Consider the following 13,002-nt stretch of genomic DNA (forward strand, 5'->3'; position numbering starts at 1 on the left):
CTCGCCTGCGCGCCGCCGTTAAAGCTTCGACTCGGCAGGGGGATCTGCCGGGGTGGAGCGGGCGAATGGAATCGGATCGGCGCTATTATGCGCGCCGTGCCGCGCAGGAGGCGCTGGCCGCAGAGCGGGCGGTGACGGATGCCGCGCGGGCGCGACGGCTCATGCTTGCCGCGAATTATCGGGCACGGCTGGACGCGCTGGAGCGGGTGGCGATCGTCTGACCTTCAGGGTTGGCGGACCCGGTGCTTAGCGCTTGCGCGTGAGCGCGCGCATCGCCTCGTCCAGCCCATCGAGCGTCAGCGGATACATGCGATCCCCCATCAGGCGGCGGATCAGCGCGGTCGATTGCGAGTAGCCCCACTGCGCCTCGGGCGTGGGGTTGAGCCATGCCGCGGCGGGATAGACGCGCGTCAGCCGCTCCATCCAGACGGCGCCGGCTTCCTCGTTCATATGCTCGACCGAGCCGCCGGGATGCGTGATCTCGTAGGGGCTCATCGCCGCGTCGCCGACGAACACCAGCTTATAATCGTGGCCGAACTTGTGCAGCACGTCCCATGTCGGCGTACGCTCGGCATAGCGGCGGCGATTGTCCTTCCACACGCCCTCATAGACGCAATTGTGGAAGTAGAAGAATTCCAGATGCTTGAATTCCGCCGTGGCGGCGGAAAACAGCTCCTCGCAGATGCGGATGAACGGATCCATCGACCCGCCGACATCGAGGAACAGCAGCAGCTTGACCGCATTATGCCGCTCCGGCCGCATCCGGACGTCGAGCCAACCCTGACGCGCGGTGCCGTCGATCGTGCCTTCGAGGTCGAGCTCATCCGCAGCGCCCGCGCGCGCGAAGCGGCGCAGGCGGCGTAGCGCCACCTTGATATTGCGGGTGCCGAGCGCACGGGTCGAGTCGAGGTTCTGGAACTCGCGCTTGTCCCACACCTTGATCGCGCGCTTGTGGCGACTTTCGCCCCCGATGCGGACACCCTCCGGATTGTAGCCGCCGTTGCCGAAGGGCGAGGTGCCGCCGGTCCCGATCCACTTGTTGCCGCCCTGATGACGGCCCTTCTGTTCCTCGAGCCGCTGCTTCAGCGTCTCCATGATCTTGTCCCAGTCGCCCAGCGACTTGACCTTCGCCATCTCTTCGGGGCTGAGAAACTTTTCGGCGACGGCCTTCAGCCACTCCTCGGGCAGCTCGGCCGTGGCGTCACCTGATCCCCCCTCGAGCCCGCGGAAGACCTTGGCGAAGACCTGGTCGAACCGGTCGATCAGCCCCTCGTCCTTCACGTAGGTGGCGCGCGCGAGATAATAGAAGTCCTCCGGCCGCCGCTCGATCACCTCACGGTCGAGCGCCTCGAGCAGGACGAGATGCTCCTTCATGCCGGCGGGGATGCCGGCGGCGCGCAGCGCGTCGAGGAAGCTGAGCAGCATGGCGGCTCAGTCGACCGGTGGAACCTGCGCGGAGTGCGCGGGGATCGTCTCGCTGATGCAGGCCCAGGCGGGCGCCGCGTCCGTCCAGATCGTCATCTGCGGGGCGAGATCGTCCCGCTCATCGAACGCGCCGACACGGATGACGGCGAGGTGCGGGCGGCTCTCGGCGGCGCTGAACAGGGGCGTGCCGCAGGCGGGGCAGAAGCCGCGGCGCATGCGATTGCCGCTGTCGGCCACGCTGTCGTGCCAGCGCACCTCACCGGTGGTGGTCACCTTGTCGGCTGGAAAGGCGGCGTTGACCGTGGCGCTGCCGGCGCCCAGCGCCTGGCAGAGGCGGCACCAGCAGGTGCGTACAACCAGCGGATCGGCATCCACTTCGATCCGCACCGCGCCGCAGAGGCAGCCGCCCGTCCGCAAGGTCACTGCCCACGCCGGGCGAGGAAGGCGAGCCGTTCGAACAACATCACGTCCTGCTCGTTCTTCAGGAGCGCGCCGTGGAGCGGCGGGATGGCCTTGCGCGCATCGCGGGTCTGGAGGACGTCGAGCGGCATGTCCTCGGCGAGCAGCAGCTTCAGCCAGTCGATCAGCTCGCTGGTGGACGGCTTCTTCTTCAGGCCGGGCACGTCGCGCACCTCGTAGAAGATGTCGAGCGCGCGGGCGACGAGCGTCTTCTGGATGCCGGGGAAGTGGACGTCGACGATCGCCTGCATCGTCTCCCGGTCGGGAAAGCGAATATAGTGGAAGAAGCAGCGGCGCAGGAATGCGTCCGGCAAGTCCTTCTCATTGTTCGACGTGATGACGACGATCGGCCGCTCCTTGGCCGCGACCGTCTGGCCCGTCTCGTAGACGTCGAACGCCATTCGATCGAGTTCCTGGAGGAGATCGTTCGGGAACTCGATGTCGGCCTTGTCGATCTCGTCGATCAGCAGGACAGGCAGCTGCGGCGCTGTGAACGCCTCCCACAATTTGCCGCGGCGGATATAGTTGGCGATGTCATCCACGCGCGGATCGCCGAGCTGGCCGTCGCGCAGGCGCGCCACCGCATCATATTCGTAGAGGCCCTGCTGCGCCTTCGTCGTTGACTTGACGTTCCAGGTGATCAGCGGTGCATCCGCCGCGCGGGCAATCTGCTCGGCCAGCACCGTCTTGCCCGTGCCCGGCTCGCCCTTGACGAGGAGCGGGCGCCGCAGCGTCACCGCGGCGTTGACCGCCACCTTGAGGTCGTCCGTCGCGACATAATCGCCGGTGCCTTCGAAGCGCACGCCGTCCTCCCGCTGTTTCGCCGGATCGGCGATGCGGGCGCGGGCGGCTCAGGTCAAGCCGGGAGCGGTCAGACGCGGCGGGCGGCAGCGCGGGCTTCCAGCACGTCCCACAAGCCGCGATGCTGGACGAGCAGCTGGCGCGCACCGAAGCTGACAGCCCGAGCCCGCACCGGATCAGCGCAAGCCTCAAGCGCAACCGCCTGCGCCGCACCGGCCGGTAGGATCGGCCGCTCGACCGGCACGCCGAAGCGGAGCGACGCCGCATCCAGAACGGCCCGCACTGCCGCCCAGTCGAGCGCCAGCGCCAGCGCGGCGCCAAGCGCGCAACCCTGCCGATCCGAGCGGGCGAGCATCTCGATCGCGTGGCAATGACCGACGATGGCGGCCTCACTCTCCGCATGGCCGGGCGTGCTGGGCAGCGGCCCCGCCGCCACGGCAAGCCGGTGGAGAAACGCGCGCTCGGCCGCGAAATCGGCGGCGGAGTCGAACAGCCAGACGGCGGCCGAGCCCGTCGACTTCATGCCGGCATGATCGAACAAGCTTGGGTGGCGGCCATGCAGCATCAGTACATGATGCGCGGCATCTGCCAGGTCGCGCGGATGCCCCTCTGCGGCCAGCGCGGTCGGCCAGCGATGACCGGCGCTGCCGCCGTCTGCAACAAGGGGCCCGAGCGTGTCCGGGAGGCTGGCTCCCGCGGCGCGAACGGCGTCCATATCCATTAAAAGCCACTCCCCGGATGCGGTGCCCTCACGCGCAAGCCTTGCAACCGCGGGAGTAACCGTTGCCCGTAGGAACAGGGTGAACGGATCGTTTATTCAATATGTGTGGAACCGGCGATCCGCTGCCATCCGGACGTCAAACCGGCCCCGGAGCGTGCTCCGAGGCCGGGAGGCGGCTTACTGGTCGAGGAAACTGCGCATCTTGCGCGAGCGGGAGGGATGCTTCAGCTTGCGCAGCGCCTTGGCCTCGATCTGACGGATGCGCTCGCGCGTCACGCTGAACTGCTGGCCGACCTCCTCCAGCGTGTGATCGGTGTTCATGCCGATGCCGAAGCGCATGCGCAGCACGCGCTCCTCACGCGGGGTGAGCGAGGCGAGGACGCGAGTGACCGTTTCCTTGAGGTTCGCCTGGATCGCGGCATCCACGGGGATGACGGCGTTCTTGTCCTCGATGAAGTCGCCCAGATGGCTGTCCTCCTCGTCGCCGATCGGCGTCTCGAGGCTGATCGGCTCCTTGGCGATCTTCATCACCTTGCGGACCTTTTCGAGCGGCATGGATAGCCGCTCGGCCAGTTCCTCGGGCGTCGGCTCGCGGCCGATCTCGTGAAGGATCTGACGGCTGGTGCGCACCAGCTTGTTGATCGTCTCGATCATGTGGACCGGGATACGAATGGTCCGCGCCTGGTCCGCGATCGAGCGGGTGATCGCCTGCCGGATCCACCACGTCGCATAGGTGCTGAACTTGTAGCCGCGGCGATATTCGAACTTATCGACCGCCTTCATCAGGCCGATATTGCCCTCCTGGATCAAATCCAGGAACTGCAGGCCGCGGTTGGTGTACTTCTTGGCGATCGAGATGACGAGGCGCAGATTGGCCTCCACCATCTCCTTCTTGGCAATCCGCGCCTCGCGCTCGCCCTTCTGCACCATGTTGACGATGCGGCGGAACTCGCTGAGCGCCATGCCGGTCGCCTGGCCGATCTCGCCCACCTCCACACGGATGCGCTCGACCGGCTCCGCCTCGGCGGCGGCGAAGGCAGCCCACTTCTTGTCGATCCCGCGGACGCGATCGATCCAGCCTTCCTCGGTCTCATGATCGACATAGGCGTCGAGGAACGCCTTGCGCGGCACCTTGTGGCGCTCGGCCAGACGCAGCATCTGGCCGCCGAGCGCGGTCAGGCGGCGGTTGAAGCTGTAGAGCTGATCGACGAGGAACTCGATCTTCTGGCCGTGGAACTGGACGCTCTCCACCTCCGCCGTCAGTTCCTCGCGGAGCTTCTGATACTTGCGCTCCTCCGACGCCGGGAAATCGTCGCCCACGCCAAGCGCCGAAAGGCGCGCAGCCTGGACCTTGCCGAACTTCTTGTAGAGCGCAGTGATGTTGGCGAACTTCTCGAGCGCCATCGGCTTGAGCTGCTCTTCCATCTGCGCGAGGCTGAGCGTGTTATCCTCATCCTCGTCGTCGGACGGGCGCGGCGCACGACGCTCGGTCAGCTCGTCATCCTCGTCGGCGGAGGCTTCTTCCTTGACGTCCTCCTCCTCCTTGTAGGCCGGGCCTGCGGCGGAGGCGCTGATCTCACCCGAATCGTCGTCCTCGGCCGCCTCGACCTGCTCGGCCGACGGGCCCTTGGACAGCATGGCGTCGAGATCGAGGATCTCGCGCAGCTGCATCGTGCCTTCATTAAGCTGGGTCGACCAGTCGATGATCGCGTTGAAGGTGATCGGCGATTCGCACAGGCCGAGGATCATCGTGTCGCGGCCGGCCTCGATCCGCTTGGCGATGGCGATCTCGCCCTCGCGTGACAGGAGCTCGACCGCACCCATCTCGCGCAAATACATGCGGACGGGATCGTCGGTGCGATCGACCGTCTCCTTCTTGGTCGAGGCGGCGAGAACCGGGACCGCCTCGCCCTCGTCGACACCGACGACTTCCTCGGGCGAGTCGTCATCGGACTGCTGCGCCTCGCCGTCCTCGCCGGCATCCTCATTCTCGACGATATTAACGCCCATCTCGTTGAGCGCGGCCATCACGTCCTCGATCTGCTCGGAGGACATCTGATCCTGCGGCAGCGCCTCGTTGAGCTGATCGTAGGTGATGTAGCCGCGCTTCTTGGCGCGCGCGATCAGCTTCTTGAGGGTCGCCTCGTTGAGGTCGATCAGCGGCGCCTCGCCGTCGGCGCCATTGCCGTTTCCACCTGCCGCCGGTGCTGCCGCCACGTTCGCCTTCGCCATGCGTTTCGCCGTCCCGTCCTTCAAATCGCTTCGCCCGAGGCCTGTTCCGCCATCTGCTCGTGCAGATCGCGCAAACCCGCCCGGAGTGGGCCGCGGGCCGCCTCGATGGCGTCCCACTCACTGCCGTCATCCGCTATCGCCGCCCGATCGAGCTCCGCCAACTGATCGCTCATCTCACGCTCCCCACACAGGAGCGAGATCAGCGCGTCAAGCTGACTCACCGCCTCATCCGCATCGCAGGTGCGCGCGGTGAAGCGATAACGCAGGTCGCTCACGTCGGCGAAGCGCAGCAGTTCGGGCATGACCGCCGTTCCCAATATGGCCTCGACCGCGTCGACATCAAGATTGGGGTGGCGAAACGTCGCGTCTACAAGCACTTGCCGCCAGCGTCTCAGATCGGGATCGTCGATCCGGATGCAGGCGATATCTTCCGCCCGGCGCGTCAGCGTGCGCGGATGGCGGCTGAGCCCGAGCAGCAGCGCACGGACAGTGCGGCGCGGCAGTTCCTCCGCCGGATTGCCGCCCGTGCGGTGGATGGCGCCGGCGATGGCGCGCAGCTCCGTCTTCTTCCAGCCGAATTCCTCGAAGAACAATTCGCGGAAGGTGCGGCGGAATTCCTCCGCGACGAGGCGGTCCGCGCAGGTTCCGGCAAGCTCGTCCAGCTTCGCCCGCAGGCCTGCGCGCAGCTCCGGTCGGGTGAGATCGACCTGATCGCGCTCTGCCTCGTAAAGCAACGTGGCAAGGGGCACAGGCGCATCGAGCAGCGCTTCCATCGCCTCCGGGCCGCCGCTGCGGACGAGATCGTCGGGATCCTGCCCCTCGGGCAGCAAGGCGAAGGCGAGGGCCTTGCCGGGGCGGAGCAGCGGCAGGGCACGCTGGGCCGCGCGGACGGCGGCCCTGCGGCCCGCCTTGTCGCCGTCGAAGCAGAGGATCGGCTCGTCCACCAGCCGCCACAGCCTCTCGAGCTGGTGCTCGGTGAGCGCGGTGCCGAGCGGCGCGACCGCCTCGCGGATGCCTGCCTGGTCGAGCGCGATCACGTCGAGATAGCCCTCGACCACGAGCAGGCGACCCGAACGGCGGCTCGCCGGACCCGCGCGGTCGAGATTGAACAGGGTGCGGCCCTTGTCGAACAGGGGCGTCTCGGGCGAGTTCAGATATTTCGGCTCGCCATCGCCGAGGATGCGGCCGCCGAACGCGATGGCGCGGCCCTTGGCATCGCGGATCGGGATCATTAGCCGGCCGCGGAAGCGATCGTAGCGCTCCTTGCCCTCCACTTCAATGACGAGGCCCGCTTCGACCAGCCGGTCCTCGCCCGCCTCCGCCAGCGCGGCCTTCAGCTTGCCGCGGCTGTCGGGCGCGAAGCCGATGCCGAAGGCGGCGCGCGCCTCGGCACCGATGCCGCGCTTGTCGAGGTAGGCGCGTGCGCCCGCGCCGTCGATGCCGCCAAGCTGCTGGCGGAACCAGGCCGCCGCCTGCTCGACAACCTCACCCAGCGAGGCCTCGCGCTCCGCCTGCGCACGGGCTGCGGGCGTAGGGGCGGGCAGTTCGAGCCCGGCCGCGTCCGCGAGCTCCTTCACCGCATCCATGAAGGCAAGGCCACGCGCCTCGGTGAGGAAGCGGATGGCGTCACCGTGCGCGCCGCAGCCGAAGCAGTGATAGAAGGCCTTCTGATCGTTGACCCAGAAGGAGGGCGTCTTTTCCTGATGGAACGGGCAGCAGGCCTTGTGCTCGTTCCCGGCCTTTTGCAGCTTCACCGTGCGGCCGATCAGGCCGGACAGCGATGTGCGGGCACGCAGTTCGTCAAGGAAAGCGGGCGACAGCAACGCGAACCCACCCCCGCCGCGGCGGGGGGCTTGGTTCGGCGATGGTGCGGCGCGGGCCATGCGCGATTATACGGTTAGCACCGATCGAAGCCGCAAGCGACTCCGATTGCCATGGATCAGCCGGCCAGCCGCGCCTTCACCAGCGCGCTCGCCTTGCTCATGTCCATCTTGCCGGCGTGGCGCGCCTTCACCTCGGCCATGACGCGGCCCATGTCCTTGACCGACGCGGCGCCGATCTCGGTCGCGATCGCATCGATCGCGGCCTTGGCTTCGTCCTCGCTCATCTGCTGCGGCAGAAAGCGCTCGATCACCGCGACCTCGGCTTCCTCGGCCGCGGCCAGCTCCTCGCGATTGCCCTTGCGATACAGGTCGATCGATTCGCGGCGCTGCTTGATCATCTTCTGCAGCACCTCGGTGACGACCACGTCGTCATCGGCGGGGGCGGCGGCGGTGCGCAGTTCGATGTCGCGATTCTTGATCGCGGCCTGGATCAGCCGGGTTGCGGCGACGGTGCCCTTGTCGCCCGCCTTCATCGCGGCGATCTGCGCCGCCTTCACATCGTCCCGGATCATGCTCGCCTCTGAACCAAAGCGAGGCGTCTAGCCCGATCCATCCATCATGAACAGACGTTGACCCCCGAGGGAACCGGGTCTAGCGGGCGGCGCTTAGCGACATCGCCAGCCCGAACAGGAGTGCCCGCCCGACATGGCCGACGCCACGCCCTCACGCACGCCCCCCGAAGGCGCGACCGGTTGTCTCGCGCTGGCGAATGGCGACGTCCTGTGGGGCCGCGGCTTCGGCGCGGAAGGCGCGGCGGTCGGCGAGGTGTGCTTCAACACCGCGATGACGGGCTATCAGGAGGTGATGACCGATCCCTCCTATGCCGGGCAGATCATCACCTTCACCTTCCCGCACATCGGCAATGTCGGCGCGAACCCGGATGACGTGGAGGGGCTGAACCCGCACGCGCTCGGCTGCATCGTGCGCGAGGACGTGACCGACCCGTCGAACTTCCGCGCCACGCACCGCTTTGACGGGTGGCTGCGCAATAACGGGCGCATCGGCCTGGCCGGCATCGACACGCGTGCGCTGACCCGCGCGATCCGCGTTCAGGGAGCGCCGAACGGCGTCATCGCGCATGCGAGCGACGGCCGTTTCGACGTCGATGCGTTGATCGAGCAGGCGCGCACCTGGCCGGGGCTGGAGGGGATGGACCTCGCCAAGCAGGTGTCCTCGACCCAAAGCTACAAGTGGGAGGACGGGCTGTGGAGCGCGGGCGAAGGCTATGCCACGCACGCCGCCAACCCGGATGGTCCGCACGTCGTCGCCATCGATTTCGGCCTGAAGCGCAACATCCTGCGCAACCTTGTTGCGGCAGGCGCGCGCTTGACGGTGGTGCCGGCGACCGCGACGTTCGACGAGGTGATGGCGCATCAGCCCGACGGCGTGTTCCTGTCCAACGGCCCGGGCGATCCCGCGGCGACGGGTGCTTACGCGGTGCCGGTGATCCGCGAGCTGCTCGCCATCTCCAAGCCGATCTTCGGCATCTGCCTCGGCCACCAGCTGCTCGGGTTGGCGGTCGGCGGCAAGACTTCGAAGATGCACCAGGGCCACCGCGGCGCGAACCATCCGGTGAAGCGCACTGACGACGGCCGCGTCGAGATCACCAGCATGAACCACGGCTTCGCGGTCGAGACGGAAAGCCTGCCCGCTAATGTCGAGCCGACGCATTTCTCGCTGTTCGACGGATCGCTTGCAGGTCTGCGGCTGACGGACAAGCCGGCGTTCAGCGTGCAATATCATCCGGAGGCGAGCCCGGGTCCGCAGGACAGCCACTATCTGTTCGAGCAGTTTGTGAGCCAGTTGGAGCGGGGCGTATGATCGACCAGCCGCCTCCACCACCTCCGATCATTAGCATCCGCACAGATCAATGTCCTGCAATCGCGGCAGTGGAAGGTCTTTCTGCGAGTCCCTGCCTGCTGAGTGTCACGGGTGAGCCGACCGCCATCAATGCGGCACACGCCGCTCTGACAAAGGAAGGATGGAACGTCCTGAGCGGCGCCCCAGAGTCGCGCGGCATGGCCGTGGTCCTCGCGGGCTCTCGCGCAGAACAAGTTGTGTCCTTGTGGAAAAGGCTCGCTGATGGGGCATACGGGCCGCTCACGGCCGTCGACCCCGCCTTCAAGAAGTAGGTAAATATGCCCCGCCGCACCGACATCTCCTCCATCCTCATCGTCGGCGCCGGCCCGATCGTCATCGGGCAGGCGGCGGAGTTCGATTATTCGGGCGCGCAGGCATGCAAGGCGCTGCGCGAGGACGGGTTCAGGATCATCCTGATCAACTCCAATCCCGCGACGATCATGACCGATCCGGACATGGCCGACGCCACCTATATCGAGCCGATCACGCCCGAGATCGTCGCCAAGATCATCGAGAAGGAGCGCCCCGACGCGATCCTGCCGACGATGGGGGGCCAGACCGCGCTCAACACCGCGCTGGCGCTGTTCCGCGACGGCACGCTCGACAAGTTCGGCGTCAAGATGATCGGCGCGGATGCCGACGCGATCGACAAGGCGGAGGATCGCCAGCGCTTCCGCGATGCGATGGACAAGATCGGGCTGGAAAGCCCGCGCTCCGCCACTGCGCACACGCTGGACGAGGCGCTTGCTGCGCTGGAACAGGTCGGCCTGCCCGCGATCATCCGGCCGTCCTTCACCATGGGAGGGCAGGGCGGCGGCATCGCCTATAATCGCGAGGAATTCACCCAGATCGTCACGTCGGGCCTCGACCTGTCGCCGACGACCGAGGTGCTGGTCGAGGAATCCGTCCTCGGCTGGAAGGAATATGAGATGGAGGTCGTGCGCGATCGCAACGACAATGCCATCATCATCTGCTCGATCGAGAATGTCGATCCGATGGGCGTCCATACGGGCGATTCCATCACCGTCGCGCCAGCGCTGACGCTGACCGACAAGGAATATCAGATCATGCGCAACGCGAGCATTGCGGTGCTGCGGGAAATCGGCGTCGAAACAGGCGGTTCCAACGTCCAGTTCGCAGTCAATCCGAAGGATGGCCGCCTGGTCGTCATCGAGATGAACCCGCGTGTGTCCCGCTCCTCGGCGCTCGCCTCCAAGGCGACGGGCTTTCCCATCGCCAAGGTCGCGGCCAAGCTTGCGGTCGGCTACACGCTGGACGAGATCGACAACGACATCACCGGCGCGACGCCCGCCAGCTTCGAGCCGACGATCGATTACGTTGTCACCAAGATCCCGCGCTTCGCCTTCGAGAAGTTTGCAGGCGCCGAGCCGCTGCTGTCGACCAGCATGAAGAGCGTCGGCGAAGTGATGGCGATCGGGCGCAATTTCCACGAATCGCTGCAGAAGGCTCTGCGCGGGCTGGAGACGGGCCTGACCGGCCTCGATCCGGTCGAGGCGCTGAAGGGCGCGGATCGCGACACGATCCTCGCCGCGCTCTCCCGCGCCACGCCCGACCGGTTGCTCCTCGCGGCGCAGGCGCTGCGTGAAGGCTTCACCATCGAGGACGTGTGCGGCACCGCGCATTACGATCCCTGGTTCGTCGAGCGGATGGCCGAGATCGTAGCGGCCGAGGAGCGGGTCTGCCGCGAGGGGCTGCCGCAGGACGCGGCGGGCATGCGCCGGCTGAAGGCGATGGGCTTTTCCGACAAGCGGCTGGCAAAACTGGCGCTGTCGTCGGCGAACCTGCGCGGCGCCGAACCGGCCGATGCGCGCGGCTCGGGCCTGATCCACGATGTCGTCAAGGCGATGACCGGCGGCGTGACCGAGCGCGAGGTGCGCGCGCTGCGCCACAAGCTCGGCGTGCGGCCGGTGTTCAAGCGAATCGACACCTGCGCGGCCGAGTTCGACGCCAAGACGCCGTACATGTACTCGACCTACGAGGCGCCGGCCTTCGGTGAGCCCGAGAATGAGGCGCTACCGAGCGACCGCAAAAAGGTCGTCATCCTCGGTGGCGGGCCGAACCGGATCGGGCAGGGGATCGAGTTCGATTATTGCTGCTGCCACGCCTGCTTCGCGCTGGCGGATGCGGGCTATGAGACGATCATGGTGAACTGCAATCCGGAGACGGTGAGCACCGACTACGACACGTCCGACCGCCTTTATTTCGAGCCGCTGACCGCCGAGGACGTGCTGGAGATCCTGGAGCTCGAGCAATCCAGCGGCACGCTCGCCGGCGTTATCGTCCAGTTCGGCGGACAGACCCCGCTGAAGCTGGCGCAGGAGCTGGCGGATGCGGGCATTCCGATCCTAGGCACCAGCCCCGACGCGATTGACCTTGCCGAGGACCGCGAGCGTTTCGCCGCGCTGGTCGAGAAGCTGGGTCTCCGCCAGCCCGCCAACGGCATCGCGCGCAGCCGGGACGAGGCGATCGCGGTGGCGGAGCGCATCGGCTATCCCGTGCTGATGCGCCCTTCCTACGTGCTTGGCGGCCGCGCGATGGAGATTGTCGACGGGCCCGACCGGCTCGACGCCTACATCCAAACGGCGGTGCAGGTGTCCGGCTCGTCCCCGGTGCTGATCGATCAGTATCTCCGCGATGCGACCGAGGTGGACGTGGACGCGCTGTGCGACGGCAGCGAAGTCGTCGTCGCAGGCGTGATGCAGCATATCGAGGAAGCGGGCGTCCACTCGGGCGATAGCGCCTGCTCGCTGCCGCCGCACAGCCTCTCGCCGGAGATCGTGGCAGAGATCGAGCGGCAGACGCGTGAACTGGCCTTCGCGCTCGGCGTCCGTGGGTTGATGAACGTGCAATATGCGGTGAAGGACGGGCTGGTCTACCTCATCGAGGTCAATCCGCGCGCGAGCCGCACCGTGCCGTTCGTCGCCAAGGCGATCGGCCACCCGGTCGCGAAGATCGCCGCGCGGGTGATGGCGGGCGAGACGCTGGCCAGCCTGCCGGCGATCGACCGTGCTGTCGATCATGTCGCGGTGAAGGAAGCGGTATTCCCCTTCGCGCGCTTCCCCGGTGTCGATCCGGTGCTCAGCCCCGAGATGAAGAGCACTGGCGAAGTGATGGGAATAGATCGCGATTTCGCCACCGCCTTCGGCAAGTCGCAGCTGGGTGCGGGCACGGTGCTGCCGAAGCAGGGCTGCGCCTTCGTGTCGGTGAAGGATGGCGACAAGGACATGGTGGTGCCCGCAGTCCGCGAGCTTCTGGACCAGGGCTTCGAAGTGATCGCGACCACCGGCACCGCCCGCCATCTGGCTGCGGCCGGGCTGACCGTTGGCACCGTCAACAAGGTGGCGCAGGGGCGGCCGCACATCGTCGATCGCATCAAGGATGGCGGCGTGCAGCTGATCCTCAACACGACCGAGGGCCGCCAGTCGCTGCGCGATTCCGCTTCCATCCGGGCTGCGGCGCTGCAACAGCGCATTCCGTCGTTCACCACCGCCGCTGCCGGTGTCGCTGCCGTATCGGCGATCGGCGCGATGGCCGCGCGCAGCCTTGAAGTGCGCCCGCTCCAATCCTATCATTCACGGTCCGCCGACTGATCCTAGCCGG

The 13,002-nt window shown here is 67.1% G+C and carries 10 protein-coding genes; 3 read left to right on the forward strand and 7 right to left on the reverse strand.

From position 1 onward, the window contains the following. Positions 1-65 precede the first annotated feature (65 nt). On the forward strand, positions 66-221 hold the full coding sequence (locus BM360_RS19455) for a hypothetical protein (protein ID WP_165611180.1): 156 nt from the start codon (positions 66-68) through the stop codon (positions 219-221). A gap of 25 nt (positions 222-246) precedes the next feature. Here the strand turns inward: BM360_RS19455 and BM360_RS02560 are convergent, their stop codons facing one another. The 7 genes from BM360_RS02560 to BM360_RS02590 all read right to left on the reverse strand — a co-directional run bounded on the left by BM360_RS02560 (position 247) and on the right by BM360_RS02590 (position 8,033). Then, positions 247-1,425: a vWA domain-containing protein gene (locus BM360_RS02560; RefSeq protein WP_093310244.1), complete on the reverse strand. Its 1,179-nt coding sequence runs from the start codon at positions 1,423-1,425 to the stop codon at positions 247-249. 6 nt (positions 1,426-1,431) lie between these two features. Continuing rightward, positions 1,432-1,848 carry a GFA family protein gene (locus BM360_RS02565; protein WP_207544518.1) on the reverse strand — a complete coding sequence of 139 codons (417 nt, stop codon included), beginning with the start codon at positions 1,846-1,848 and terminating at the stop codon, positions 1,432-1,434. Continuing rightward, positions 1,845-2,687, reverse strand: a complete 843-nt coding sequence (locus tag BM360_RS02570; RefSeq protein WP_093310247.1) for an AAA family ATPase — start codon at positions 2,685-2,687, stop codon at positions 1,845-1,847. The genes BM360_RS02565 and BM360_RS02570 overlap by 4 nt, the downstream gene beginning before the upstream one ends. Positions 2,688-2,755: 68 nt before the next feature. Beyond that, positions 2,756-3,406, reverse strand: coding sequence for a DUF6975 family protein (locus BM360_RS02575; protein ID WP_093310250.1), 651 nt, complete (start codon positions 3,404-3,406; stop codon positions 2,756-2,758). Between the two features lie 177 nt (positions 3,407-3,583). Continuing rightward, the gene (gene rpoD / locus BM360_RS02580) at positions 3,584-5,638 is read right to left on the reverse strand and encodes an RNA polymerase sigma factor RpoD (RefSeq protein ID WP_093310252.1); all 2,055 of its coding nucleotides are present in this window, start codon (positions 5,636-5,638) and stop codon (positions 3,584-3,586) included. A gap of 20 nt (positions 5,639-5,658) precedes the next feature. After that, positions 5,659-7,521, reverse strand: a complete 1,863-nt coding sequence (gene dnaG, locus BM360_RS02585; RefSeq protein ID WP_093310255.1) for a DNA primase — start codon at positions 7,519-7,521, stop codon at positions 5,659-5,661. Positions 7,522-7,577: 56 nt separating this feature from the next. Continuing rightward, positions 7,578-8,033, reverse strand: a complete 456-nt coding sequence (locus BM360_RS02590) for a GatB/YqeY domain-containing protein (protein WP_093310258.1) — start codon at positions 8,031-8,033, stop codon at positions 7,578-7,580. Positions 8,034-8,166: 133 nt separating this feature from the next. Here BM360_RS02590 and carA point away from each other — a divergent pair, with 133 nt between their 5' ends. Continuing rightward, entirely contained in the window at positions 8,167-9,342 is a 1,176-nt protein-coding gene (gene carA, locus BM360_RS02595; RefSeq protein WP_093310261.1) for a glutamine-hydrolyzing carbamoyl-phosphate synthase small subunit, read from the forward strand. A 317-nt stretch (positions 9,343-9,659) separates the two neighbouring features. Next, entirely contained in the window at positions 9,660-12,992 is a 3,333-nt protein-coding gene (gene carB, locus BM360_RS02600) for a carbamoyl-phosphate synthase large subunit (RefSeq protein ID WP_093310263.1), read from the forward strand. Positions 12,993-13,002 lie beyond the last annotated feature (10 nt).

The organism is Sphingomonas jatrophae (assembly GCF_900113315.1).
Taxonomy (GTDB): Bacteria; Pseudomonadota; Alphaproteobacteria; order Sphingomonadales; family Sphingomonadaceae; genus Sphingomonas_P; species Sphingomonas_P jatrophae.